This is a genomic window from Streptomyces sp. NPDC012888, from assembly GCF_042900645.1.
Classification (GTDB): Bacteria; Actinomycetota; Actinomycetes; order Streptomycetales; family Streptomycetaceae; genus Streptomyces.
The window spans coordinates 140,105-165,376 of the sequence record NZ_JBIBBM010000007.1; the positions used below are offsets into that span (position 1 = coordinate 140,105).

Sequence of the window (25,272 nt, forward strand, 5' to 3'; positions counted from 1 at the left end):
CATGACTGCATCCCGAAAGCCCGCGAGTTCCAACTCCTCCTCCAACCGCTCCGGTTCCGACGGGAGCACCACCCGCGAGCGCGCCACCGGCGCGGCCCGGGCCGGAGCCAAGACCGCCGGCGAGACCGCCGGCGAGGCCAAGGAAGAGACGGCCGGCACGCTGACCGCCCTGCCCTCCCGGATAGCGGAGAAGACCGCCACCGCCGCCCAGGCCGTCCGGTCCACGGCCGGCCCGGCCGGCCCGCTGGGGTCCGTGTGGACCCTGGTCCGCGGCCGCGGGGCCGTCCCCACCGGCGCAGCCGGAGCCCTCGTCCTCGTCGCCGTCTCGTACGCGACGGGCCGGCGCGCCGGACTGCGCCGCCGGGGCCCGCTGTCCCGGCTGACCGGCGGACGGCTCTGACACCCCCGAAGCCGGGGCGGGCGGCCCTTCCCCCCGGCCGCCCGCCCCACGACCCCCGCCGGTACCGCCGGCCCCGCCGGCGGCATCCGCCCCGCCTCGCCCGCCTCCGCCACCCGGCCCACCAGGGTGTGAGCCGCCCCGTGCCGGGCAGGCGCCGGTGGTGTGCGGGGCGCGCCGCCCCGCCAGTGGGGAGAGGCGACATGACTCCGGCCGTACCGCAGGACCCGGAAGGGCTCAAGCAGCTCATCGTCCGCGAGGTGGCGCTGCTGCGCGCAGCGGCCGGCCACACGGCCGGCGTACGGACGGCGATTCCCGATGAGGACACGGAGGAGGGCACGCACGACCCGACGGTCGCCGTGGCCTGCCCCTGCGGCGGCAGCCCCGACCACGGCCATTCCTGCCCCGTCGGCGAGGGAGAGCACGACCCGTGGTCGTGCGTGTGCGCCACGCTGCCGGCCATCCCCGTCTCCGCCGCGCTGCTGGCCCCCGTCACGGACGACGACGGCCGTACCGTCGACTTCGTCATCCGGGCCGGCAACCACGTCCGGTCCGCCGCATGGCTCGACGCCCCCGACCGCCAGGTCGGCAAGCGGCTCCTCGACGTCCGCCCCGGAGCGGAGGGCGCCGGACTCCTCGACGCCCTCAAGGACGTCCTGCACACCGGCCGGGCGCTCCGCGCCTACCCCGTCGACTACACCGAGCGCCGTCCGGACGGCCTGCACCGCGCCAAGCTGCTGTACGACGCCTCCTCCTGCGCCGGCCAGGTGCTCGCCACGTGGCGACCCGCGCACAACCCGGCCGAGCTGATGTCCCTGGAAGCGCAGTACATCGCCGGCATGGGCTGGGCCTCGTTCGACCTGCTGTCGGGGGAGACCACCTGGTCCGAGGGGCTCAGCACCATCTTCCGCACCGCGCCCGGACGCCCGATGGGCCTGCTGGAACTGTGCGACTCCGTGCTCCTCGACGACGTGCCGCGCTGGGGCCGGCTGATCCGGGCGCTCCTCGACGGCGAGGAGCCGCCGGGCAGCGAGATCCGGTTCAGCGTGAACGGGGACGTCCGCACCCTCCACGTCGTCGGCCGCCCCGTGATCTCCACCGACGGCCTGCCCTGGTCCCTGCACCTGATCGCCCGCGACCTGACCACCCAGATCCGCAGCCGGCAGCGGCTCGCCGCCAGCCGGAAGCAGTCCGAGCGCCTCCGCGACGAGGCGGCCGCCGAACGGCGGGTCGCCTCTGCCCTGCGCGAAGCGCTGCTCCCGACCCACTCCTCGGAGATCGCCGGCCTCGGGTACGCGGTCGCCGCGGCCTACCTGCCCGCCGAGGAGGACGCCGCCGTCGGCGGCGACTGGTACAAGTGCCGGGCGCTCCCCGACGGCCGGGTCCTGCTCGCGATCGGTGACGCCTGCGGGCACGGGCTTCCGGCCGTCGCCCGCATGGCGCAGCAGCGGCACGCCCTGGCCGGCCTCGCGCACACCCCCGGCAGCGACGCGGGGCGGCTCACGACCTGGCTGAACGAGCTGATCTGCGCCGACTCCTCGGCCGAGACCGCCACCGCCGTCATCGGCCACATCGAGGACCACCGGCGGTTCACCTGGGCCTGCGCCGGTCACCCCCCGCCGCTGCTGCTGCACGGGGGCCGGGCCACGGCCCTGCCCGCCGGGCACCGGGGGCCGCTGCTGGGCCTGCTGCCCGGCCAGGAGTACGCGACCGCCACCGCGCACCTGGAACCGGGTGACCTGCTCGTGCTGTACACCGACGGCCTGGTCGAGCGGCGGGACGAGGACCTCGACGTCAGCATCGACTCCCTGCGCCGGCACCTGGCCGGCTGCGCGGGCCGCGACGCCCGCGAGACGCTCCGCTCGGTCGTCGCCCACTACGCCGACGGCCGGCTGGCGGACGACACCTGCGTGGTCGTGGTCGAAGTGCTCTGACCGGGGAAGGTGAGCCGCGTGAGCTGGTTCCCCAACGCCGTCGGCGCCGTCCTGGTGCTCTACGTCCTGCGGGACGTCTTCCACACGCTGTGGCACCCGACCCGCCACGGTGGCCTCAGCCGGCTGATCATGTCGTCCGCGTGGCGGGTGGCGGGCAGGATGTCGGCCCGCAGGCGGGCGTCGGGGCTGGCCGGGCCGCTCGCCATGGTGGCCGTGGTCGCGGTGTGGGCCGTGACGGTGGTGGTGGGCTGGGCGCTGGTCTACTGGCCGCACATGCCGGGCGCGTTCACCTACGCCGAGGGTCTGCGGCCCGCCGAGCACGCGGGGTTCCCCGACGCCCTCTACGTCTCCCTGGTCCACGTCTCCACGCTCGGCCTCGGCGACATCTCGCCCACCGCGGGCTGGCTCCGCGTCCTCGCCCCGCTGGAGTCCCTGGTCGGGTTCGCGCTGCTGACCGCCACCGTGTCGTGGACGCTGGGGATCTTCCCGGCCCTGGCCCGGCGCCGGGCGCTGGCGCTGCGCCTCTCCCACCTGGCGCGCACCCATCCGTCGGCGGAGCAGGTCGACACCGACGCGGGAGCCGCCGTCATCGACGGCCTCGCCGCCGCCGTCTCGGTGGTCACGGTCGACTTCATGCAGTACGCCGAGTCCTACTACTTCTACGACGGGGACGACCGCACGTCCCTGGCCGCCCGCCTGCCGGACGCCGGGAACCTGGCCGACCAAGCCTCCGCGGCCCGCCACCCGGACGTGCGGCTCGCGGCGGCCGTGCTACGGGCGGCGCTGGAGGACCTGGCCGTCACCCTCGACCGGCGCTTCCTGCACACCGGGGGGACGGCGCGGCAGGTGTTCGAGGCCTTCGCCCGCGACCACGGCCGCCACGCCGGCCCCTGACCGGTCCCGGCCGGTCCCCGCCCGGGTCCCCGGCCGGCCCCGGTTCCCGGTCCGCCGCGTCAGGCCGCGGGGAAGCGTTCCCAGACCCGGTGGGCGGGCAGCAGCCCGGCCAGCTGTCCGAGGACGCCGGGGCCGTCCTCCCCGAGTACGACGCCCTCCGCGTCGGCGGGCACGCCCGCCGCCGCCAGCAGCCGCTCGGCGCCGTCCCAGCCGCCGAGGGCCTTGCCGTGCCGGTACGCCTCGGTGAGCAGGAGCAGCACACGGGGGTCGGCGTGGTCGGCGTCCGGCGCGCCGGCCTTGGCGTCTCGGGCTCCGGAGGCGTCCGCCGCGGGTGCCGGCACCCCGGCGAACAGCAGGGCGTCGAACTCGGTGGAGCGTGCCGTCGCGAAGGTGCGCTGCACCGGCACCCGGCCGTCCGGGCCGTCGCCGCCGAGGACACCGCCGGCCGGGGCGATGACCAGGGGAACCATCCCGGCGGCGGCGACGGCGTCGCGGACGGCCCGTACGCCGTCCAGGCCGCCGGTGCCGTCGGTGACGATGCCGACGACCCGGCCGTCCACCGGCCAGGTCCGCCCGAGCTGCGACAGGGCGGGGCTGGGGCGGACGTCGGGCAGCGGCCGGGTGGCGGGCGGCACGGGCAGGCCGAGCCCGGCGGCGACCTGCGCGCACAGTTCGGTGTCGATTTCGGCGAGCACGGTCAGCTGCCGTTCCCTGATGGCCACCTCGTGGCACTTGCCCAGCTCGAAGGTGTACGCGGCGATGATGTGCTCGCGTTCCGTGGGGGACATGCTCAGCCAGAACAGGCGCGGCTGGGTGAAGTGGTCGGCGAACGAGGCCGGCGCCTCGCGGACCTTGGCCGCCTCGGGGACGGTGACCGGGGTCTCCACGAACGCCCCGGTGTCAGCCCCGGCCATGAACGGGCAGCCGCCGTCCAGACTGTTGGGGTGGTAGGGCGCCACGCCCGTGTGCACGGCCGTCTGGTGCATGCCGTCACGCAGCATGTCGTTCACGCCCGCGTGCGGGCGGTTGATCGGGAGCTGGGCGAAGTTGGGGCCTCCCAGCCGGGATATCTGGGTGTCCAGGTAGGAGAAGAGCCGGCCCGCGAGGAGGGGGTCGTCGGTGATGTCGATCCCGGGCACGAGGTGGCCGGGGTGGAAGGCGACCTGTTCGGTCTCGGCGAAGAAGTTGCTCGTGTTGGCGTTGAGGGTCATCAGACCGATCGGCTGGACCGGGGAGAGCTCCTCAGGGACGATCTTGGTGGGGTCGAGGAGGTCGATGCCCTCGAACGTCTGCTCGGGGGTGTCGGGGAAGACCTGGATGCCCAGCTCCCACTGCGGGAAGGCGCCCGCCTCGATGGCGTCGAACAGGTCGCGCCGGTGGAAGTCGGGATCGGTACCGGCGATCACCTGCGCCTCCTCCCAGACCAGGGAGTGCACGCCGAGCCTCGGCTTCCAGTGGAACTTCACCAGGCAGGTCCCGCCGGAGGCGTCGGTCAGCCGGAAGGTGTGGACGCCGAAGCCCTCCATCATCCGGTACGAGCGCGGTATGCCCCGGTCGGACATGTTCCACAGAGTGTGGTGGGTGGCCTCCGTGTGCAGGGAGACGAAGTCCCAGAAGGTGTCGTGCGCGCTCTGCGCCTGCGGTATCTCCCGGTCCGGGTGCGGCTTGCCCGCGTGGATGACGTCGGGGAACTTGATCGCGTCCTGGATGAAGAACACCGGGATGTTGTTCCCCACCAGGTCGAAGGTGCCCTCGTCGGTGTAGAACTTCGTCGCGAATCCTCGGGTGTCGCGCACCGTGTCGGCGGAGCCCCGGGAGCCGAGGACGGTGGAGAAACGCACGAAGACGGGGGTCTCCACGTCCTTGGCGAGGAACCCCGCCCGGGTCACCTCGGTGGCGGTTCCGTAACCCCTGAAGACGCCGTGGGCCCCGGCGCCGCGGGCGTGCACCACCCGTTCCGGGATCCGCTCGTGGTCGAAGTGGGTGATCTTCTCGCGGAGGTGGTGGTCCTGGAGCACGACCGGCCCCCGCGGGCCCGCCTTGAGCGAGTGGTCCGTCTCGTACAGGCGGGTGCCCTGCGCGTTGGTCAGGTAGGCGCCGCTCTGTGAGGTACGCGCCCGGTCGGCGCCGGTGGGCTGCCCGGTCGGCCCCACCGTCTCGGGGCCGGACTGGTCAGGCTTGGGCGGCAGGGGATCGTGCGGCTCGGTGGGCTCGCGCACCTCCGGGGGCACGGGAGCCGGCCGGCCCGGCACGAAGGGGCCCCCGTCCGCGGCGTGGGCTCCGGAACTGGCTGCGGCGGTGTCCGTGGGGCGGTTCTCGGCCATGGGCGTGGTCTCCAGACGTGAGCGCGTGGCCCTCGTGGGGCGGATCGCTCCCGCGCCTGCCCGGGCCGGACGGCCTGAACCCCTCGCCGGCGAATCGGGACGAACCGGATGAGGTCGCACTTCCGGATGCGCGCGTCCGGGCGCGGTGCCGGCTGCGGGGGCGGCTGCGGCCGGACGCCGGGCCGGACGCCGGGCCGGCCGGCGGGCCGGCCGGCGGCGACGGCAACGGCGACGGCGGCGGCCGGCCCGGCGTACGCCTCAGACCAGGTCGAACCGGTCGAGCTCCATGACCTTGCTCCACGCGGCCGCGAAGTCACGCACGAACTTCTCCTGCCCGTCGGCGCATGCGTACACCTCCGAGACGGCCCGCAGCTGCGAATGCGACCCGAACACCAGGTCGACCGCGGTGGCCGTCCACTTCACCTCGCCCGACACCCGGTCCCGGCCCTCGTACACGCCCTCGTCCGTGGCGGACGCCTTCCACTCGGTACGCATGTCGAGCAGGTTGACGAAGAAGTCGTTGGTCAGGGCCTCCGGGCGCTCGGTGAGGACGCCGTGCCGGGACTGCCCGACGTTGGCGTTCAGCGCCCGCATGCCGCCGACCAGCACCGTCATCTCCGGAGCGGTCAGCGTCAGCATGTTGGCCCGGTCCAGCAGGAGCGTCTCGGGCGCCAGCTTCTCCCCGGACCGCATGTAGTTGCGGAACCCGTCCGCGGCGGGCTCGAGCACGGCGAAGGAGTCGACGTCGGTCTGCTCCTGCGAGGCGTCCGTACGGCCCGGGGTGAACCGCACCTCCACCGGGTGCCCGGCGTCCCGCGCCGCCTTCTCGACGGCCGCGCACCCACCCAGGACGATCAGGTCGGCGAGGGAGACCCGCTTCCCGCCGGACTGGGACTCGAACTCCTGCCGGACCTGCTCCAGGACCCGCACCACCTCGGCGGCCCCGGCCCGCACGTTGACGTCCCAGTCCCTCTGCGGGGCGAGCCGGATCCGCGCCCCGTTCGCCCCGCCCCGCTTGTCGGTGCCGCGGAAGGTGGCGGCCGACGCCCACGCGGTGGCGACCAGCTGCGGTACGGACGGTCCCGCGGCGAGTACGCGCTCCTTCAGGCCGGCGACGTCCGCCGCCGAGAGCGTCTCCCGGCCGGCCGCCGGGACCGGGTCCTGCCACAGCTGCGGCTCGGGCACCCAGGGGCCGAGGTAGCGGGAGACCGGCCCCATGTCACGGTGCAGCAGCTTGTACCAGGCCTTGGCGAAGGCGTCGGCGAGCTGGTCCGGGTTCTCGTGGAAGCGCCGGCAGATCGGCCCGTACACCGGGTCCACCTTCAGCGCGAGGTCCGTGGTCAGCATCATCGGCGCGTGCCGCTTCGACGGGTCGTGGGCGTCCGGCACGGTGCCCTGGGCCTCCGGGTCCTCCGGGGTCCACTGGTGCGCGCCGGCCGGGCTCTTCGTCAGCTTCCACTCGTACCGGAAGAGGTTGTCCAGGTACCCGTTGTCCCACCGGGTCGGCTCGTTGGTCCAGGCACCCTCCAGCCCGCTGGTGAGGGTGTCACCGCCCTTGCCGCTGCCGTACGTGTTGTGCCAGCCGAGCCCCTGCGCCTCCACGGGGCAGCCCTCCGGCTCCGGGCCGACGTACTGCGGGTCGACCGCGCCGTGGCACTTGCCGAAGGTGTGGCCGCCCACGATGAGCGCGACCGTCTCCTCGTCGTTCATCGCCATGCGCCCGAACGTCTCGCGGACGTCCCGGGCCGCGGCGAGCGGATCCGGATTGCCGTTCGGCCCCTCCGGGTTCACGTAGATGAGCCCCATCTGGACGGCACCGAAAGGCCCGGTGAGTTCCCGGTCGCCGCTGTAACGCTCGTCACCGAGCCAGGTGTCCTCGGGCCCCCAGAAGATCTCCTCCGGCTCCCAGATGTCCTCGCGTCCGAACCCGAACCCGAACGTCTTGAACCCCATGGACTCCAGGGCGCAGTTCCCGGCGAAAACCAGAAGATCCGCCCAGGAGATCTTCCGCCCGTACTTCTGCTTGACCGGCCACAGCAGCCGGCGCGCCTTGTCCAGGCTCGCGTTGTCCGGCCAGCTGTTGAGCGGGGCGAACCGCTGCGCGCCGCTGCCGCCGCCGCCCCGCCCGTCGGCGATTCGGTACGTGCCCGCGGCGTGCCAGCTCATGCGGATGAACAGCGGGCCGTAGTGCCCGTAGTCGGCGGGCCACCAGTCCTGGGAGTCCGTCATCACCTCGAAGACGTCCCGCTTGAGGGCCTCCACGTCGAGGCTCGCGAACTCCGCCGCGTAGTCGAATTCCTCGCCCATCGGATTGGCGCGGGGCGAATGCGTGTGCAGGACCTGGAGGTCCAGCTGGTTCGGCCACCAGTCCTGGTTCGTCCTGGGCCGCGTCGGCTCGGGGGCCGGGGAGGGGATTGCCGGGTTCTCGCTTTCGCTGCGGGACACGAGCGTCCTTCTTCCTGTCTCGGGGTTTTCCGGCCGACGCGGCACCAGAAGGCCGGCGAGACGTCCGTCCCCACACCCGGCGCCGACGATTGAGCCGTCTAGGCGTCCGTTATGGTCGCGCACCGGGGACCGCGGAGCTTCGACAACACGCTCACTCCGGAAAACCCGCCCGGGCGGCGCGCGGCGCCACCCGGGCGGGGGCGGCGTTCCCGCCCGACCGGCGCTCGAGCGGGCCCGGCGGGGGCGCCGCCCGGCTCGTGTGGGGCGCCGCCCCATACCCCGCGCCTCAATCGCCGGCGGGGCTGAAGGTGCCGGGCCGCAGCGCGAAGCCGGGGCGGCACTTCCAGCCCGAGGGCGGCCAGCGGGGCTCCCGCCCAGCGCGTGGGCCGGGGCCGCAGTTCCAGCCCGAGCGGCGTTTGAGCGGGCCCGGCGGGGGCGCCGCCCGGCTCGTGGGGCGCTGCCCCGCACCCCGCGCCTCAATCGCCGGCGGGGCTGAAGGTGCCGGGCCAGAGCCCGAAGCGGGGGCCGCGCCTCCAGCCCGAGGGCGGCCAGCGCGGCTCCGGCCGGGCGCGTGGCCGGGGCCGCGCTTCCAGCCCGAGGGCGGCCAGTGGGGGTCCGGCCGGGCGCGTGGCCGGGACGGGCCGGTGTGGTCCGCCCCCGGACCCGGCGGAACCGGGTGCCCGGGGGCGGCGGCCGCTGGTAGCGTGGTCGGATGATCAGTGTGCGCCGCGCCGGTCCGGGGGACGGAGACGCCCTCGGCGAGATCCACGCAGCGGCCTGGGAGGCCGTCTACGCCCCGTTCTTCGAACCCGCGTTCGCCGCACGGGCGGTGGGCGACAGGCGCACCCGCTGGCACGACCGGGTCACCCAGGACACGACGACGATCCTCGTCGCCGAACTCGACCACCGGCCACGGGCCTTGTCCGCGTTCGGCCCGTCCGCGGCCCGTCCCGGGCACGCGGAGATCCTCAGCTTCTACAACCACCCCGACGGGTGGGGAAGCGGAGCCGCCCCCGCCCTGATGGCGGAGACGCTGGCCCGCCTGAGGGCCGACGGCTTCGCGCGGGTGCACCTGTGGACCCTGCGCGACACCCCCCAGTCGCGGCGGTTCTACGCCAAGTGCGGGTTCACCGAGAGCGGTGCCGTGCGCGGCTGCGACTTCGGCGACGGGAAGCCCCTGACCCAAGTGGAGTACGAACGCCCCTGCTGAGGTGCGGGCGCAGGCGTGGCGGGGCTCAGCCCTCGTAGGGCCTGGCGGCGCGGCCTTCGCGGAGGGTGTGCCCCCACCAGGCCAGCTGGTCCAGCATCACGCCCGCGGCCTTGGCCGTGCCGTCCTCGTCGTACGGGCGGCCGTTCTCGTCGAACCGCTCCCACGCCGTGTGGAAGCTGACCGTGTCCCGCAGCGTGACCACGTGCAGCTCGGCGAAGACCTGCCGCAGCTGCTCCACCGCCCGGTGGCCGCCGGCCGCCCCGCCGTAGGAGACGAACCCCAGCGGCTTGGCCCGCCACTCCCGGTAGGCCTGGTCGACGGCCAGCTTGAGTGCGGCCGGGTAGCCGTGGTTGTACTCGGGCGTGACGACGACGAAGCCGTCCATGCCGTCGATGCGCGCGGCGAGCCCCGGCTCATCGGCGGGCGTCGCCCCCGAGGGGTCCAACTGGCCGGTCAGTTCCCGCAGTACCGCCGGTTCGGCGAGGTCGAGGACATGGACCTCCATGTCCTCGCGCTTGCCGATCTCCGAGAGGAACCACCGCGAGACCGTGTCGGCGAAGCGGGCGGGGCGCACGCTGCCGATGACGACGCCGATCCTGAGGGGGTGCTGGGACATGGGCTTCCTCGATCCGGTGGGGCCGCGGGGGAGCGGGGGCGCGCCGGAGCCGGCGCACCGTCATCTCCCTTGTCGGCGACGGGTGTTCTGACCCGCTGCGGGGTCACACGAGTAACCTAGGACCTCAAGTCCGCTTGAGGTCAAACACCGGCGGAGGGCGGCTCCCGCCGGGGCAGCGGACGATGAGGAGCGCGTCCACGTCCTCCGCGCCCCGCCCCGTGGACTGCGGCGGTCGGCTGCCCGGGCGGCTTGTCCGCCGGGGCCGAGCAGCGGCCGGGGCCGGCGACCGGGCCGACGCGCGCTGTGCCGTGCCGCCCACCAGCACGATGCGCTCAGCCCGGCGGACTTCCGGGCCGCCCTCGGCACCGGCTGAGGCGGCCGCGCGACCGGACGTCGCCGCCCGCCCGCAGCGGAGCGCGGTCCCCGCCCCCGCGCCTCCCTCCTCGGCCGGGGCCGCCCGCCTCGCCGCGGGTGGTGCGGAACCCCGCCAAGCCCCGCCGCATCACGCGCGGTTGCGGGCCGCTCAGTGTGCCGTGGGTAATGTTCCCGTGTCGACGGGTCGTGGCGGCTCGCCGACACCGAACTGCCCACCGAGGTCCTGGCCGAGGTCGGCGTCGCCGTCATCCCCGCTGCCGGCGTGCTCGCGAACCCGTCGGGGCCGCCGCCCGCTTCTGCGACGGACGGGCCGCCGGGGCCCGGCGTGCCGTGCCACCCGAACCGACTCCCGTGATGGAGGAGAAGAGCATGATCCGCGCCGGACGGCTCAAGCACGTCCAGACCATGGCCGACCTGGCCGACGCCCTCGGCAAGAAGCTCACCACCCTCCGGAACCAGAAGCCGTACGCCGCCGAAGACCACCCGGCGCCGATCAGCTCGCCCAACTCCCGGGCCCAGCTATGGGACGCAGAGCAGACCAGGGCCTACTACGCGGGCGAGCCGGTCCCCGAGCTGCCCGGCGTGGACGACGACGAGGACCTCCTGGACCGCCACGAGGCCGCCGAGCTGCTCGGCGTCAGCCCCGTGACCTGGAACTCGTACAAGAACGCCCCGGACCTGGTCGCCGGCGTGGTCCTCGTGCCCGAAGGCCGCAAGGGCACCGAGCACTGGCCCCGCCGCCTGGTCCTCGCGTACAAGGACGGTCGCCCCGGCCGCGGTGCCGGCGGCGGCCGCCGTGCGGGCAGCGGCGACACGATCCCCCGCGACCGGATCCTGCCGCGGATCGCCGAGCTCCTGGACGCCGACCCCGCCATCACCGTGGACGCCGTCGCCGACACCCTGGGCATCACCAAGTTCCCCACCGCCCAGTCCGGCCTGGCCACCCTGCGCGGCCGGCGGATCGCCGACCTCGTCGAGGCCGAGCCCGACCTGGACCCGAAGGCCGCCGCCCGCCGGCTGGGTTACCCCGCCGGCACCCACCGCGGTGCCATCGCGAGGGCCGAACGGGAGCTGTACGCCCGCAGCGTCAAGCCGTACCTGCAGCGGACCGCGGCCCTCTTGGCCGAGGCGGGCATCGCCCGGCAGGCCGACGTGGAGATGCGCCGGCTCGACGGACAGCCCCTCGCCGCTGTCGTGTGGCTCGAAGCCGGTCAGCCGGCGCCGGCCCTGGTGTGGGACGAGCGCTTCGGGTGGCGGACCGCGACCAACCGCCGGCATCCGATCGGCAGGCCCACCGGGACCGCCCCCGAGGGTGAGGGGATCCGCCACCTGGGCAGCGGGCCGCGGCCCGAGCCCGGAGAGCTGGTCGCCGCCCTGCGTGAGGGACGCGAGGGCGCCGAGCGCCCCCACAGCCCGCTCTGAGCCGGGCCGTCGGGCCGTGAGGGCCGGCCGGGCGTCCCCTACGCGTCGGCGATGCCCCGCTCGTGCCGGTCGACCGCCTCGCGCACGGCGTTGACGAAGGCGTTCCAGAAGTGCGCCTGGTGGCCGGGGCCCTTGCCGGCGGTCGCCCGGCGGTCGGCGGCTCCCGAGATGTCCTCGAACATGGCGTGGCGCAGTTTGGTGGAGATCTCCAGCTGCGCACCGGCCCCGGTGCGGGTGCGGTTGACGATGTTGTCGACGTCGTCGCCGTTCAGCGGGCTGTCGACGCCCGCGAGGACCACGGTCACGTTGAGGGCCGGATCCGTGTGACCGGTGGTCAGCCCGTGCCGCTTGAACGCCGCCCGCAGGTTCCTCATGAGCCGCTGGTCCCGGCCGCCGATGAGGATCTTCTTCTCGTCGGGGTTCTCGCCCGGGCCGTCGGGGAGGAAGCCGTGCAGGGAGACGGCGTACATGTTCTCGCCGCAGACGGCCAGGGCGGCCGGGTCGTCACAGTTGGTCGAGGTGACGTGGAGTTCGTTCGAAAGGGCCAGTCCCTCGAACATCCAGTAGTCGCGCTGCGGCACGCCCGGGACCTTCATCGCCTCCATGTCGACGGGGTCGACGGTGGTGCCGACCTCGTCCTCACGGAACGGCTTGTAACCGGCGATGGCCAGGCACAGCTCACTGGTCCCGGCCTCGATGCCGCCGCCGTGCGGCGCGATGATCGCGGTGCTGCGGACGGGGGCGCTGCCGTGTCTGAGGTTGTCGGAGAGCGGGGGACGGGGGTGCGTGCGGAAGCGCCGCATCCAGTGCTCGCCCTCCCGGTACTTGGGGTTGCTGTAGAGGACCGTGTTGGAGGCCTGCTCGGGCACCTCGGCGGCGACGGCGGTGACGGCACCGCTCCCGGCCACGTCGTTGAGCAGGGGCAGGGTCGCGGCCGCGGCGGCCATGGACGTCAGCAGGGTACGTCGGCTGGTGAAGGTCATGCGGCGATCATGCACGAGGTCACGGCGGCCACCGGCGGCGGGTGCCCTTCAGTGCCCGACCGTGTTCATCAGCACGATCGCCGCCAGGTCCGCGAGGATGACCGTGATCACGGTGACGACCATGAGCCAGGCCCGGCCCGACTCGTCCAGCCGCACGGCCGGGTCAGCGCTCCTCGTCGCGGGCCTGCTCGTCCTCGCGGCGCCGGGTGATCTCGTCCGGGCCCTTGCCCTGCGGGTTCTTCCCGGCGGAGGGGTCGCCGCCGGTGTCCCCGCCCGCGCGGGCCCGCTCCTCGCCGCGGTCCTCGCCCCGCCTCCGGTGCTCGTCCCGCTCGCGGCGTCTGTCCTGCTTACCGCCCATGCCGGTGACTCCTTCCGTGCGCGTGCCGTCCAGGCTCCTGCCGACGACGCTGCCACGAAAGGCGGGAGATCGCATCACGCCCGGCTCCGGCCCGGGCGGGAACCGGGCCGGGCGAATAATCGCAGGCCAGGGACGCGGCCCCGCTGTACGGTGGCCCGATGGCAACGATCAGGCAGTTCCAGGTCACCTTCGACTGCGCGGAGCCCGAGCGCGTCGCCCGCTTCTGGTGCGAGGTGCTCGGCTACGAGGTACCGCCGCCGCCGCAGGGCTCCGCCACGTGGGAGGAGTTCCACCGCTCGCTGCCGCCCGGGGAGCGCGGGGCGTGGTTCGCGGCCGTCGACCCCGCGGGTGTCCGGCCTCGGCTGTTCTTCCAGCGGGTTCCCGAGGGCAAGGTCGCCAAGAACCGGATGCACCTCGACGTGCGGGCCGGCGCCGGCCTCGTCGGCGAGGAGCGCCTGGCCGTGCTGGAGGCCGAATGCGCACGTCTGGTCGCGCTCGGCGCGGTACGGCTGCGGCTCCTGCCCGCCGACGAGGAGAACGAGTCGTGCATCGTGATGCAGGACGTCGAGGGCAACGAGTTCTGCCTCGACTGATCCTGGCGGAGCGATGGGCCGGCCGGGGGAACGACACGGCGTCCAGGTGACCTCGGGCGGGTCGTCCCGGTTAGTGGGGGCATGGCTCACCACAACCTTTCCCGCGTCGCCGCGGGCGCGGCCCTCGCCGTCGTCCTCGGACTGGTCTCCGCCCAGGCCGCCCAGGCCGCCGAGCGCCCGGCCGACCCGCTCGGCTCCCTCGTCGGCCCCCTCAGCCTCGACAACCTCCTCTCGCTCGGCTTCCTCAAGCCCACCGTCCGGGATGCCAAGCGCCAGGTCTCCGGCCTGACGTCCGGCCTGTCCCCGGCCCCGTCCAACTCCACCGCCCTCGGCGGCCTGTTGAAGTGACCACCGGCTCCCCGGAGCCGTCGTGGGGTGGCCCGTCCACGCGCGGCTCTCCGCCGCCCGGTCGGCCGGGCCTTCCCCCCCCGCCGGGGCGAGCGGCGGCGCGGCCCCGTCCGCGGGCGGTGGACCGGCTGCTGGGCGCTCTCGCCGCCCACCGTCCGGCAGGCCCGCACGTCGCGAGGACCCGGCCCGACTGCCCGGCGAAGGGCCCGTCGAACTGCCCGTCGCCTACGGCGGAATGCTTCACCCCGGTTGACCCGGCCCTCCCCGGGCTTCCCGCTTTCCACTGGTCAGTGGCGTGAGTTGGGTGTTCCGCCGATAGGCCCGGGCTCGCTTGGTCGGGACGGCGCCTTGCCCGCTGCGGCACCGACCGACTGGACTGCCGTGGTCAACCGGCACGGAAGGAAGCGAAGGGCACCATGCTCGACGGCTGCACGCCCTGGCCCGAGGAATTCGTCGACCGCTACTGGGCGGCCGGCCACTGGCGGGGCTACACGCTGGACAACCTGCTGCGCGGCTGGGCCCTGGAGTACGGACCTCGAACCGCCCTGGTGCACGGTGACACCCGCCTCACCTACGCGAACCTGAACCGCCGCGTCGACCGCCTGTCCGCCGGGATCCGGCTGCGCGGCATCCGGCCCGGGATGCGGGTCGTCGTCCAGCTGCCCAACGTCCCCGAGTTCGTGGTCACCGTGTTCGCGCTGATGCGCGCCGGCGCCGTCCCCGTGCTCTGCCCGCTCTCCCACCCCGCCGCGGAACTCCCCGAACTGGTACGGGTCACACAGGCCGTGGGCTACGTCGCCCCCGCGACGCACCAGGGCGTCGACCACATGGCGGTGGCCGCGGACATCGCGGCGCGATGGCCCTTCCTGCGGCGGGTGTTCACCCTGGAGGAGCCGGGCTCGGCCTCCCCGTACGGGGGCCTCACCACCGACCCGGCGGGCTGCCAGTACGCCCCGCTGGGCTCCGTCGACGCGCCGCCGGAGCCGGCCCTGATCCAGCGCGCCGACCGGCCGGCGTTCCTCCTGCTCGCCGACGGCGGCGGCACCGCCGGGACCGGGCTCGTGCCGCGCACCCACGACGACTACGCCTACCAGGCGCGGGCCGCCGCGGAACGGGTGTCGCTCGGCGGGGACGACGTCTACCTGGCCGCCCTGCCCGCCGGCTCCGGCCTCGCCCTCGGCTGCCCCGGCATCATCGGCACCCTCTCCGTCGGCGGCACCGTCGTCCTGGCCGACCCCGCGGACCCCGGCGCCTGCCTGCGGGCCCTTCGGCGGGAGCGGGTCACCCTCACCTCGGTCGGACCGGCCACCGCCGAGCGCTGGCTGGAGGCGCTGCCCGCGGCCGGCGCCGGACCGGGTGGCCTGCGGCTGGTGCAGATCGGCTCCGAGGCGAGCGTGCCGCCCGTGCCGCGGACCACCGCCGACCGGCTGGGCGCCGCCCTGGGCTGCGACGTGCAGCAGGCGTTCTGGATGGCCGAGGGCCCGCTGCTGCTCACCCGTGCCGCCGCCCCGGGCTGCGGCGACACCGTGCCGGCCGAGCCGGGTCACCACCCGCTGTCGCCGGACGACGAGATCCGCCTCGTCGGCGCCGACGGCAGGGACGTGCCCGAGGGGGAGGCCGGCGAACTCCTGGCCCGGGGGCCGTACACGGCGCGCGGCTACTACCGGTCGTCCGGCCACGACGCCCGTTCCTTCACCGCCGACGGCTACTTCCGTACCGGCCGCCTCGCCCGCCGCGCCCCGGACGGCGGCCTGGTGGTGACCGGCCGCTGCGGCGAGCTCCCGACGGGCTGACCCCCTGATCGCCAGTCGTTCGCTCGCGCCTCGGCCAACTCCCGTCGAGCGCCGCGTGGTTACGGATCGTCAGTGGTCACCGGTGCCGAACGCCCCCGCCCGCGCGGACGCGGCCGCCGCCCCCGCGGCCCGGCGGGGCAGGTCCGGGTCGGGCGCCGCCCGGAGCAGGAGCAGCTCGTGGTACAGCGGGGCGGTCGCCGCGATCAGCAGCGCCCGGGCGTCGACCGGCCCGGGGAGCTCGCCCCGCTGCCCGGCGCGGTCGGCGACGACCGCGCAGCGCGCGTAACGGTCCTCCCAGAAGCGGGACAGGGCCGCGGCGGCGTCGGCCGACCGGAAGGACGCGGCGATCAGGGCCGTGGTCAGGTTCGGCCCGCTGTCCGCCAGCGCGTCGTACACCTCCTGGTTGAGGGCGGTCAGGTCGCCCACCAGTGATCCGGTGTCGGGCGGGCCCCACGCGTCGTCCGCCGCGGCGTCGAGTACGTCCGCCAGCAGACCGCCGACGTCCCGCCAGCGCCGGTAGACGGTGGTGCGGTGCACCCCGGCCCGGGCGGCGACCGCGTCGACGGTCAGCGCGTCGTACCCGCCCGCCAGGAGCACCTCGCCCACCGCCGCCAGGACCTGAGCGCGGACCCGGGCGCTGCGGCCGCCCGTGCGCCGCCGGACGGTGGCCGGTTCGGCCTGGCCCGAATCCTCCGTTGCGTGCTTCTCGGTGGTCATGCAACGATCTTAACAAGTAACGCAACAGTCGTCGCTTTAAGGAGCCTCCGATGCTGACCCTCCGCCCGTCCCGCCCCGCCGACGCCCCCACCCCGAACGCCATCGAACCCCTGGAGCCGCTCCATGACCGCACAGCTCACCGCCCTTGACCTGACCAAGTCCTACGAAGGCCGCCTCGTCCTCGACTCCGTGTCCTGCTCCGTCACCGACGGCACGCGCCTGGGCATCGTCGGCGAGAACGGCTCCGGCAAGTCCACCCTCCTCCGGTTGCTCGCCGGGGCCGAGCGCCCCGACCGCGGCGAGATCACCGTCCGCGCCGACGCCGGTGTCGGTTACCTCGCCCAGGAGGAGACCCTGCCCGACGGGCTGACGGTCGCCCGGCTCATCGACCGGGCCCTCGCGCCGCTCCGCGCCATGGAACGCCGGATGAGGCTGCTGGAGGCCCGGATGGCCGGGGGCGACACCACCGACGAGGTCCTCGCCGCCTACGCCGACCTGCTCACCGCCTACGAACTGCGCGGTGGCTACGAGGCGGACGCCCGCGTGGAGCGCGCCCTGCACGGCCTCGGCCTGCCCCTGCTGCCCCGCGACCGCACCGTCGGCGGCCTCTCCGGCGGCGAACGCGTCCGGCTGCGACTGGCCGCGCTGCTCGCCGCAGAACCCGGGGTGCTGCTCCTCGACGAGCCCACCAACCACCTCGACGACGCCGCCCTGACCTGGCTCGAAGACCACCTGCGCGCGCGCCGCGGCATCACCGTGGCCGTCTCCCACGACCGGCTCTTCCTCGAACGCTTCGCCACCGTCCTCCTGGAGGTCGACGGCGACCTGCACCGCACCGTCCGGTACGGGAACGGCTACGCCGGCTACCTCGCGGGGCGGGACGCCGACCGGGAGCGCCGCGTCCGGGCCCACGCCGACTGGACGGCGGAGGTGGCCCGGCTGCGCGAGTCCGCCGCGGTCACCGCCCGCCGGGTGGCCCCCGGCAGGGCGATGAAGGACGGCAACAAGATGGCGTACGACCGCGCCGCCGGCCGGGTGCAGCAGTCCCTGGCCGGCCGGGTCCGCAACGCGGAGGAGCGCCTGTCCCGGCTGCTCGCCCGGCCCGTCGCCGCCCCCGCGGACCCGCTGCGCTTCTCGGCCGTACCGCGCTCCACCGGCGCGGACCGGGGGAGCGGGCCCGTCCTCACCGCCGAGGCGGTGGCCGTCGAGGGCCGGCTGGCACCGTTCGGCCTCACGCTGCGGCCCGGCGGGCGCCTGCTGGTCACGGGCCCCAACGGGGCGGGCAAGAGCACCCTGCTGGGCGTCCTGGCCGGCACGGTGACGCCCGACCACGGCCGGGTCGCGCGCCGCGGCCGGACCGGCCTGCTGACCCAGCACACGGACCCGGGCCCGCCCGGGCGGCCGCTGCTCGCCGCCTTCGCCGAGGGCCGCCCCGGAACCCCGGAGGAGCACGCCCGGCAGCTGCTGTCCCTCGGTCTGTTCGCCCCGGCCCGGCTGGCGACCGCGGTCGGCGCCCTGTCAGCCGGGCAGCGCCGCCGCCTGGCCCTGGCCCGGCTGGTGACCGAACCGGCCGACGTACTGCTGCTGGACGAACCGACCAACCACCTTTCCCCCGCGCTGGCCGAGGAACTCCAGGCGGCCCTGGACGCCTTCCCCGGCGCGGTGGTGGTGGTCAGCCACGACCGCCGCCTGTGCGCCGACTGGTCCGGCGACCGTCTGGAACTGCGCGCCCCCGAGGCGGTGTTCGCATGAGACCGGCGATACGGCCACCCGCCGCGCCCGCGACACCCGCGCCCGCGCCCGCGAACACCGCACCACCGGACACCCCGTCCCCGGCCACCTCACCGCCCGCCCCACGGACCGCCGCCGTGCCGTCCGCCGCACCCGAGGAACTCCGCTTGACGAACACCGGCGCCCGCCTGCTCCGCACCGTGCCCACCCCCGCCGGCTCGGGCCCGTACGCCCTGACCGCCGGTCCGGACGGCAACCTGTGGTGCACCCTCGTGCACTCCGGGCGGATCGCCCGCCTCACCCCCGGGGGTGAGGTCGACACGTTCGGCCTGGACGCGCCCGGCTGCCGCCCGTCGCTGATCACCACCGGCCCCGACGGAGCCCGCCACGAGGTCGGCGGCTGCCACCGCCGCCGGGTCGGCCTCCTCGGGGGTGACCACCTCCGCGCCGCCCAGTACCGGGGCCATGGCTTCGGCGACCCGGCGCGTGTTTCCGTGCGACACGGAGGTGCACACCATGACTGTCCTCATCCTGACGGTCCCTTCTCTCGCTGGCCGTGGCGGCCGTAGCGAGGACCGGGCAGCGCCGCCGGATGTGACGCCCCGCCGCGGACCGCGCCTCACGCCCCCCGTGGGCGGGCGAGCTCGGCCTGGCCGAAGAGGAGGGCGTAACCCTCGGGGAGGTCCCGCAGGACGCGGGCGAGGACCTCGGGGCCGGCCAGGCGGGCGACGGCGGAGAGGACGGCGCCGGTGTCCCAGCGGGCGACGGCCGGGCTGACGCCGCTGTCGGCCGCGAGGTCCTTGACGAAGCCCCAGGCCGTCCGGGCGGGGGTGCGCGGCGTTTCCGAGCTGAAGGGCAGGGCCGCCTCCAGGGGGAGCTTGTCGGCGAGTTCGGCGCGTGCCGTGCCGGTGACCTGGCGGCCGAGGGCGGCCATCACGCGCTGGATCCGCTCGTGGGCCTTGTCCCTGGTGGGGTAGGCGCCTTCGTAGCGCACGCTCTCCAGCATCCGGTCGTAGGCGTGGGCGCGGGCGTAGGTGTCGGGGTCGGTGTCGGCGGGGGAGGGGGCGGTGGCCTGCCGGAGGACGGCGGGCTGGTCGAGCATGGGATGCGGCCTTTCGTCTCGTGGGCGTGCGGTACGTGGCGGCGCGCGCCGTCGCTCCTCGCGGTCAGGCGGCCTGCGGACGGCCGAACAGCAGGTCGTATCCGGGCGGGAGTTGTAGCAGTACGCGCCGCATGAGGTCCTCGTCGAGGGAGTCGGCGACGACGCTGAGGACGGCGCTGACGTCCCAGCCGGCCGTCTGCTCCGTCGCCCCCTCGATCCAGGCGGCCGTGGCCCGTACGAACCGCTGGGGGTCGAGGGGTTCGGCGGCCTGCAGGGGGTTCAGCAGGATGAGGGCGTAGCTCTCGGGCAGGCCCGCGGCGACCTGCGCGCGGTCCTCGCCGACCAGGTGGGCTCCGAGCAGCGCGAGGACCACGCGTGCGGCACGGTCGGCCTCTTCGGGGCTGCGGTACTCGCCGCGCTCGCGGACGCGCTCGACGAACGTCTCCCATCGCAGGGTCATGGCGGATCCTCCAGGGACGCGCCCCGGTGGGCTTCCGGTTCCGGAGCCGCGGGGAGGCTCCGGGGCTCCGGAACCGGAAGCCCCCGGGTCAGCCGCTGATCTGCTTCCGGGCGCCGTCGCCGATCGCGATCTTCCGCGGCTTGGCGCGTTCCGCGATCGGGATGCGCAGGGTGAGGACGCCCGCGTCGTAGTCGGCGTCGATGCGCTCGGTGTCGAGGGTGTCGGCCAGCATGACCTGCCGGGAGAACACCCCGAGCGGACGCTCGGAAAGCTCCATCTGGGCCTGCTCCGACTTCGCGACGGGCCGGCGCTCGGCCTTGACCGTCAGCATGTTCCGCTCCACGTCGATGTCGATGGCCTCCTTGGCCACGCCCGGGATGTCGAAGGCGATCACGTACGCGTCGCCGTCGCGGTAGGCGTCCATCGGCATGAGCGAGGGCTTGGACCACGTGCCCGGGCCGAGGAGCTGCTGGGCGAGGCGGTCCATCTCACGGAAGGGGTCGGTGCGCATCAGCATGGGAGAACACCTCCGGTTCGTATCTGCGGCTAATGCCAGTGCGCTTCGGCTGACACCGTTGTAACATGTCATCGAAACGATGACAAGCCCAGCCGTCACCCTGTGGATGACGCCGTCGCCCACCGGAAAGGAGGCGCGACCCGTCGCACGGTGTGGCGCGCCGGCCCCCGACCGGGAGGTATCCGTGACCGACCCCCAGCCGCCCGCCGGGCCCCCCGGCTCCCCGGCCTCCTTCCTGGCCGCCGCGGCCGCCCTCGACGCGATCGACCGGGCCGTGCACGAGGCCCACGGCCCGCGGGCCGACAGCCCGGACGACGCCCAGGACGCCCTCGCCGCCCTGATCCTGCTCCGCGAGGTCCGCCGGCAGCTCGCCTCCTGGGAGAGCGGCCTGATCGAGACCGCCCGCGAGGCGGGCGCCAGCTGGGCCGAGCTCGCCGGACCCCTCGGGGTGGCCAGCCGTCAGGCGGCCGAGCGGCGCTACCTCCGGCTGCGGCCCGGAGTCGAGGGGAGCACCGGTGAACAGCGCGTGCAGGCCACCCGTGACCACCGCGCGGCGCAGCGCAGCGTCGACACCTGGGCCCGCGAGAACGCCGCCGAGCTGCGCCAGCTCGCCGGACAGGTCAGCGCGCTCACCGGCCTCGACCGGCCGGGCAGCGCCTCGATCGGCAGGGTCCGCCGCGCGCTCGCCGGGGACGACGCCTCCCGTCTGCTCGGCCCGCTGGCCGCCGCCGAACCGCACGTACGGCCCGGCCGCCCCGACCTCGCCGACCGCATCGGCGCCCTGACCCGGGACACCGCCCGCGTCCGCGAGGCCAGCGACCGGCGGCGCCAGGGCGGCGAACCCGGCACGTGAAGCCGGCGGCCGGGGTGCCGCCCGGGGCGCGGCCCGGCGGCATACCGGCGACCGGTGCGGGTAAGCGCTGCTACCGAACGCGAAGCGTCGGGCTCCACCGCCCGGCGCGACCGAGTCACCCGAGGAGATGCCGATGGACGCCATCGTGCTGCTGCGCGAGGACCACAAGACGGTTGAGAAGCTGTTCAAGCGGTTCGAGAAGACAGGTGACGAAGACCTCCGCGAGCGGCGCGAGATCGTCGACGAAGTGATCGCGGAACTGACCGTGCACGCCTGGATCGAGGAGCAGGTCTTCTACCCCGCGGCCCGCGAGGCCGCGCCCGACACCACCGATCACGTCCTGGAGAGCGTCGAGGAACACCACGCCGTCGTGTGGATGCTCTCCGAGCTGAAGGAAATGGACGCGGCCGACGAACGCTTCAAGGCGAAGATGAGCGTCCTCATGGAGAACGTCCGCCACCACGTGGAGGAAGAGGAGAAGGAGTGGTTCCCCGACGTCCGCAAGGCGATGGGCCGCAACCGGCTCGTGGAGCTGGGCCACGCCCTGGAAGAGGCCAAGGAGAAGGCCCCGCGCGAGCCCCTCGCCGTGCCCAGCGCCACCAGCTGAGCCGCGCGGCCGCAGGCCCGAAGTCGCTTTCCACTTGCGCAAGTGGAAAGTGATCCATATTCTTTCCGTCATGGAAAGTGATTTCTCCGCACGCCGGGCGCTCGCCGTCGCCGAGCGCGGCGCCGCCGCCCCGTGGATCGACTACCCGCCCACGCCCCGCTGGTACTGCCCCGGCGCCGGAGCCTGGGCCGCCGCGCTCGTGCTGGCCCTCGTGGAACTGCGCGGCTGGTGGCTGCTCCTGGCGCTCGGCGCGCTGGCGGCCGTCGAGTGGGCGTTCCTGCTCTGGTACCGGCGGCTGCGCGCGGCCTGGCCGAGGACCGACCGGGCCCCGGCCGAGTTCCGGCCCGCGATCCGGACGCTGCTGCTGGGCGGGGCGGCTCTGACCGCGGCCGTGGTCCTGCTGGCGGTCTCCGTCGGCTCGGCCGTGGCCGTGCCGCTCACCTTCGCCGGCGTCACGGCGGGCCTGGCGTGGTACGAGAAGGCCTACGCGCGGGCCGCGGCACGCACCCGCGAGCGCGTGGCGGCCGGGAGCGGGGCGTGAACCTCGCCGACCTGGACCCGGTCATCCACGCTCCCAAGCGACTGGCCGCGATGGCGGTCCTGGCGGCCAGCGAGCGGGCCGACTTCGCCTTCCTGCGCGAACACCTGGGCATCAGCGACTCCGACCTGTCCAAACAGATGACCGCCCTGGAGAACGCCGGCTACGTCCAGGTCAGCAAGTCCGGACGGGGCCGGGGCGGCGCCACCTGGTACCGCATGACCGGGCCCGGCCGGCGGGCCTACGACCGGCACGTCCAGGCCCTCAACGCCATCGTCGCAGGCAGCACCGGCAGCACCGGCAGCACCGGCAGCACCGGCAGCACCGGCAGCACCGGCGCCGCCTGACGTGCGGCAGGTCAGGCCGCCGCCGCGCCCACGCGGCGGTCAACCACGGGCCCGCGCCTGCCGGAAGCGCTCCAGGCCCTCCGCCAGCGTCACGATCGGAGCGGGGTAGCCGCCGGCGTCCCGCTCCCCCTCCGGCAGCTTCCACGGCTCGTGCACCGACCCGCCCGCCACGCCCCGGAGTTCGGGCACCCACCGGCGTACGTACGTCCCCTCCGGGTCGTAACGCCGCCCCTGGAGCACCGGGTTGAGGACCCGGTTGGGCCGGGAGTCGGTGCCGGTCCCCGCCACCCACTGCCAGTTCAGCTGGTTGTTGGCCACGTCCCCGTCCACCAGCAGGTCCAGGAAGTGACGGGCCCCCTCACGCCAGTCCAGGTACAGGGTCTTCGTCAGGAACGACGCCGTCAGCAGCCGCCCCCGGTTGTGCATCCACCCCTCGTGCGCCAGCTGCCGCATGGCGGCGTCCACCACCGGATAGCCGGTGCGGCCCTCCTTCCACGCCGCCAGGTCCGCCCCGGCCGCCGTCCCCGTCCGCCAGCGGTCCTGCCGGGGCCGGTAGTCCTCCGACGAGACCGACGGCCGGGCGTTCAGCAACTGGTGGTTGAAGTCCCGCCAGCACACCTGCCGGACGAACGCCTCCGCGCCCGGCCCGCCCAGTGCCCGCGCACGGTGCACCGCCTCCGTCGCCGAGACCGCCCCGAAGTGCAGGTACGGGGAGAGCCGCGAGGTCACGTCCCCCGCCATGTCGTCGTGCCGGTCCCCGTACGCGCCGACGTGCCGCGACAACCACGCCGACATCCGCTTCCGGCCCTCCCGCTCGCCGCCCACGGCCAGCCCCCCGGACACGGACGCCACCCCCGCCCGGGCGGGCACCGCCTCCGAACGCACCCCGGCGGGCACCGCGACCGCGCGCGGCGCCCCGGCGGGGGACCGCAGCGGCTCCGCCGACCAACGGCGGTAGTACGGCGTGAACACCGCGAAGTGGTCCGAGCCGCTGGGGGTGACCCGTCCCGGCGGCAGCACGGTCACCACGCCGTCGTGGACGGCCAGCCGGCGCCCGTCGCCCTCCAGCGCCCCGCGCAGCCGGGTCTCCCGCCGGTGCGCGAAGGCGCTGCACCCTGCCGCCACGTGCACCTCTCCCGCGCCCGCCTCCCGGGCCACCCGGAGCACCTCGGCCACGGTGTCGCCGTGCCGGACCACGAGCCGGCCGCCGCGTTCGCGCAGCCCGGCGTCGAGGTCGGTGAGGCAGTCGGCGAGGAAGGCCAGCCGGTTGGGCGACGCGAACCCCGCCCCGTCCACCGCGGGGTCCCGCACGAACAGCGGCACCACCTCGTCCGCCGACGCGAGCGCGGCCCGCAGCGGCGGATGGTCGTGCAGCCGCAGGTCCGAGGTGAACAGGACGACGGCCACGCGCGCGCCGGCGCCGGCGTTCCGGTGCGCGGTCACGTCAGTCGAACACCACGCAGGCCGCGGCCGGGACGTTCAGCCGGCCGGCCCGCCGCAGCCTCCCCGTGAGCGGGTCCGCGTCGAACCAGGTCACGTCGCCGGACCACTCGTTGGACACGTACAGGCGGCGCCCCGACGGGTCGGCCACCAGGTCGCGCGGCCAGTTGCCGCCGCACTCCGCGACGTCCGTCAGCCGCGGCTTCTCCGGCCCGTCGGCCAGCGACAGCGTGGCGACGAGATCGCTCCCGCGGACGGCCGCCCACACGAAGCGCCCGTCCCCGGAGACCACCGCCACCGACGGGTACTCCCGGGGGAGGGCCGGGGTGTCCGCGGAGGCCGCGACGGCCGCCCCGGCCCCGCCGGTCCCCGCGGGCGGACCCGCCGGTTCGGCCAGGCGCAGCGGGACCTCGGCGACCGCGTCGAGCCGCCCGGACCCGGCGCTCCAGCGGCACACGGTCAGCTGGGGTTCCAGCTCGTGGACCACGTAGACCACGTCACCACCGGGATGGAAGACCAGCTGACGGGGCCCGCTCCCGGAGCGCAGCACGGTCTCGGAGTGCGACCGGAGCTCACCCGTGGCGCGGTCCAGCGCGCAGACCCGCACCGAGTCCGTGCCCAGGTCCACGCTCAGCACCCAGCGCCCGGACGGGTCGGGAAGCACCTGGTGGGCGTGCGGGCCGGCCTGCCGCTCCCGGTCGGGCCCCGAACCGTGGTGCGCGAGTACGGAGGCGGGCCCGGCCGGTCCGCCGTCGGCTCCGACGGGCAGGCTGCTGATGCTCCCGGAGGTGTAGTGGGCGGTCAGCAGCCGGCCGTCGGCCGTGCTCAGGTGCGTCGGGCCGCTGCCACCCACCGCCACCGGCCGGCCGATCGCCGCCAGGCCCTCGGGAGTCGGCCGGTAGGCGGCCACCAGGCCCTCGTCGGTCTCGCTCACCGCGTACAGCACGCCGCGGCCCGCGTCCCAGACCAGGCAGGAGGGGTTCGGCGGGCCACCGGTCACACCCAGGGGCGCCAGGGCGCCGGTGGCCGGATCCACGGTGGCGGTGGTGATGCCGAGACCGCCGCCCGTGGTGAACGAACCGATGTAGGCGCGCCGCCGCCGGCCGCCCCCGCCCCTGCCGTCACTGCCGGCCGTGTCCCTCGCGCCGCCCAAGGATGCCTCCGCCGTTCCGCTCTCCGGTTCCACGTCGTGCGCCAGCGAACGTACAGGGCGCACCGGCCGCGCGCCGACCGCCGGGGGCGTGTTCCGGACGTGGCGCGCTCCGCGT

25 protein-coding genes are annotated in these 25,272 nt (G+C 75.1%); 14 read left to right on the top strand and 11 right to left on the bottom strand.

The window, feature by feature from the left end:
- The first annotated feature begins 1 nt into the window (after position 1).
- The 3 genes from ACFY61_RS14890 (at position 2) to ACFY61_RS14900 (ending at position 3,225) form a co-directional block, all read left to right on the top strand.
- Positions 2–400, top strand: a complete 399-nt coding sequence (locus ACFY61_RS14890; RefSeq protein WP_389471629.1) for a hypothetical protein — start codon at positions 2–4, stop codon at positions 398–400.
- A gap of 200 nt (positions 401–600) precedes the next feature.
- Complete coding sequence (locus ACFY61_RS14895; protein ID WP_389471632.1) at positions 601–2,331, top strand: PP2C family protein-serine/threonine phosphatase; 1,731 nt, start codon at positions 601–603, stop codon at positions 2,329–2,331.
- An 18-nt stretch (positions 2,332–2,349) separates the two neighbouring features.
- Positions 2,350–3,225, top strand: coding sequence for a potassium channel family protein (locus tag ACFY61_RS14900; protein WP_389471634.1), 876 nt, complete (start codon positions 2,350–2,352; stop codon positions 3,223–3,225).
- A 59-nt stretch (positions 3,226–3,284) separates the two neighbouring features.
- Here the strand turns inward: ACFY61_RS14900 and ACFY61_RS14905 are convergent, their stop codons facing one another.
- Together ACFY61_RS14905 and katG are read right to left on the bottom strand one after the other, a co-directional pair.
- Complete coding sequence (locus ACFY61_RS14905) at positions 3,285–5,549, bottom strand: catalase (protein WP_389471636.1); 2,265 nt, start codon at positions 5,547–5,549, stop codon at positions 3,285–3,287.
- A gap of 258 nt (positions 5,550–5,807) precedes the next feature.
- Entirely contained in the window at positions 5,808–7,994 is a 2,187-nt protein-coding gene (gene katG, locus ACFY61_RS14910) for a catalase/peroxidase HPI (RefSeq protein WP_389471637.1), read from the bottom strand.
- Positions 7,995–8,706: 712 nt separating this feature from the next.
- Here katG and ACFY61_RS14915 point away from each other — a divergent pair.
- A complete protein-coding gene (locus ACFY61_RS14915; RefSeq protein WP_389471640.1) occupies positions 8,707–9,204 on the top strand; it encodes a GNAT family N-acetyltransferase in 498 nt (165 codons plus the stop codon).
- A 25-nt stretch (positions 9,205–9,229) separates the two neighbouring features.
- Here ACFY61_RS14915 and ACFY61_RS14920 read toward each other — a convergent pair whose 3' ends face one another.
- Entirely contained in the window at positions 9,230–9,820 is a 591-nt protein-coding gene (locus tag ACFY61_RS14920) for an NADPH-dependent FMN reductase (protein WP_389471642.1), read from the bottom strand.
- A gap of 744 nt (positions 9,821–10,564) precedes the next feature.
- Here ACFY61_RS14920 and ACFY61_RS14925 point away from each other — a divergent pair.
- Positions 10,565–11,617 (top strand): hypothetical protein, encoded by a 1,053-nt coding sequence (locus ACFY61_RS14925; RefSeq protein WP_389471645.1) that lies wholly within the window; start codon positions 10,565–10,567, stop codon positions 11,615–11,617.
- A gap of 38 nt (positions 11,618–11,655) precedes the next feature.
- On the opposite strand, the gene ACFY61_RS14930 is transcribed toward ACFY61_RS14925, so the two are convergent.
- On the bottom strand, positions 11,656–12,600 hold the full coding sequence (locus ACFY61_RS14930; RefSeq protein WP_389471646.1) for a poly-gamma-glutamate hydrolase family protein: 945 nt from the start codon (positions 12,598–12,600) through the stop codon (positions 11,656–11,658).
- A gap of 163 nt (positions 12,601–12,763) precedes the next feature.
- Complete coding sequence (locus ACFY61_RS14935; protein ID WP_389471649.1) at positions 12,764–12,958, bottom strand: hypothetical protein; 195 nt, start codon at positions 12,956–12,958, stop codon at positions 12,764–12,766.
- 158 nt (positions 12,959–13,116) lie between these two features.
- On the opposite strand from ACFY61_RS14935, the gene ACFY61_RS14940 reads away from it, so the two are divergent.
- The 3 genes from ACFY61_RS14940 to ACFY61_RS14950 all read left to right on the top strand — a co-directional run bounded on the left by ACFY61_RS14940 (position 13,117) and on the right by ACFY61_RS14950 (position 15,692).
- Positions 13,117–13,551, top strand: coding sequence for a VOC family protein (locus ACFY61_RS14940; protein ID WP_389471652.1), 435 nt, complete (start codon positions 13,117–13,119; stop codon positions 13,549–13,551).
- 81 nt (positions 13,552–13,632) lie between these two features.
- Positions 13,633–13,899: a hypothetical protein gene (locus ACFY61_RS14945; RefSeq protein WP_389471655.1), complete on the top strand. Its 267-nt coding sequence runs from the start codon at positions 13,633–13,635 to the stop codon at positions 13,897–13,899.
- Positions 13,900–14,315: 416 nt separating this feature from the next.
- On the top strand, positions 14,316–15,692 hold the full coding sequence (locus ACFY61_RS14950) for an AMP-binding protein (protein WP_389471658.1): 1,377 nt from the start codon (positions 14,316–14,318) through the stop codon (positions 15,690–15,692).
- Between the two features lie 69 nt (positions 15,693–15,761).
- On the opposite strand, the gene ACFY61_RS14955 is transcribed toward ACFY61_RS14950, so the two are convergent.
- Positions 15,762–16,409, bottom strand: coding sequence for a TetR/AcrR family transcriptional regulator (locus tag ACFY61_RS14955; RefSeq protein ID WP_389471661.1), 648 nt, complete (start codon positions 16,407–16,409; stop codon positions 15,762–15,764).
- 123 nt (positions 16,410–16,532) lie between these two features.
- Between ACFY61_RS14955 and ACFY61_RS14960 the strand changes: the two genes are divergently transcribed.
- Both ACFY61_RS14960 and ACFY61_RS14965 read left to right on the top strand, forming a co-directional pair.
- Complete coding sequence (locus ACFY61_RS14960; RefSeq protein ID WP_389471663.1) at positions 16,533–18,161, top strand: ABC-F family ATP-binding cassette domain-containing protein; 1,629 nt, start codon at positions 16,533–16,535, stop codon at positions 18,159–18,161.
- 146 nt (positions 18,162–18,307) lie between these two features.
- A complete protein-coding gene (locus tag ACFY61_RS14965) occupies positions 18,308–18,709 on the top strand; it encodes a hypothetical protein (RefSeq protein WP_389471665.1) in 402 nt (133 codons plus the stop codon).
- 50 nt (positions 18,710–18,759) lie between these two features.
- Here ACFY61_RS14965 and ACFY61_RS14970 read toward each other — a convergent pair whose 3' ends face one another.
- The 3 genes from ACFY61_RS14970 to ACFY61_RS14980 all read right to left on the bottom strand — a co-directional run bounded on the left by ACFY61_RS14970 (position 18,760) and on the right by ACFY61_RS14980 (position 20,219).
- Complete coding sequence (locus ACFY61_RS14970) at positions 18,760–19,242, bottom strand: DUF2267 domain-containing protein (protein WP_389471666.1); 483 nt, start codon at positions 19,240–19,242, stop codon at positions 18,760–18,762.
- A 64-nt stretch (positions 19,243–19,306) separates the two neighbouring features.
- The gene (locus ACFY61_RS14975; protein WP_389471669.1) at positions 19,307–19,702 is read right to left on the bottom strand and encodes a DUF2267 domain-containing protein; all 396 of its coding nucleotides are present in this window, start codon (positions 19,700–19,702) and stop codon (positions 19,307–19,309) included.
- An 88-nt stretch (positions 19,703–19,790) separates the two neighbouring features.
- Positions 19,791–20,219, bottom strand: a complete 429-nt coding sequence (locus tag ACFY61_RS14980) for an Hsp20/alpha crystallin family protein (protein WP_389471672.1) — start codon at positions 20,217–20,219, stop codon at positions 19,791–19,793.
- A 184-nt stretch (positions 20,220–20,403) separates the two neighbouring features.
- Here ACFY61_RS14980 and ACFY61_RS14985 point away from each other — a divergent pair, with 184 nt between their 5' ends.
- From ACFY61_RS14985 to ACFY61_RS15000, 4 genes are all read left to right on the top strand, one after another.
- Positions 20,404–21,072 carry a hypothetical protein gene (locus tag ACFY61_RS14985; protein WP_389471674.1) on the top strand — a complete coding sequence of 223 codons (669 nt, stop codon included), beginning with the start codon at positions 20,404–20,406 and terminating at the stop codon, positions 21,070–21,072.
- Between the two features lie 133 nt (positions 21,073–21,205).
- On the top strand, positions 21,206–21,679 hold the full coding sequence (locus ACFY61_RS14990) for a hemerythrin domain-containing protein (RefSeq protein ID WP_389471676.1): 474 nt from the start codon (positions 21,206–21,208) through the stop codon (positions 21,677–21,679).
- 70 nt (positions 21,680–21,749) lie between these two features.
- The gene (locus tag ACFY61_RS14995; RefSeq protein ID WP_389471678.1) at positions 21,750–22,220 is read left to right on the top strand and encodes a hypothetical protein; all 471 of its coding nucleotides are present in this window, start codon (positions 21,750–21,752) and stop codon (positions 22,218–22,220) included.
- Positions 22,217–22,564, top strand: a complete 348-nt coding sequence (locus ACFY61_RS15000; protein ID WP_389471680.1) for a winged helix-turn-helix domain-containing protein — start codon at positions 22,217–22,219, stop codon at positions 22,562–22,564. Before ACFY61_RS14995 ends, ACFY61_RS15000 begins: the two co-directional genes overlap by 4 nt.
- A 39-nt stretch (positions 22,565–22,603) precedes the next feature.
- Here ACFY61_RS15000 and ACFY61_RS15005 read toward each other — a convergent pair whose 3' ends face one another.
- Together ACFY61_RS15005 and ACFY61_RS15010 are read right to left on the bottom strand one after the other, a co-directional pair.
- Positions 22,604–24,007 carry a cryptochrome/photolyase family protein gene (locus ACFY61_RS15005; protein ID WP_389471683.1) on the bottom strand — a complete coding sequence of 468 codons (1,404 nt, stop codon included), beginning with the start codon at positions 24,005–24,007 and terminating at the stop codon, positions 22,604–22,606.
- A gap of 1 nt (position 24,008) precedes the next feature.
- Positions 24,009–25,157: a lactonase family protein gene (locus ACFY61_RS15010; protein ID WP_389471685.1), complete on the bottom strand. Its 1,149-nt coding sequence runs from the start codon at positions 25,155–25,157 to the stop codon at positions 24,009–24,011.
- Positions 25,158–25,272: the final 115 nt, after the last annotated feature.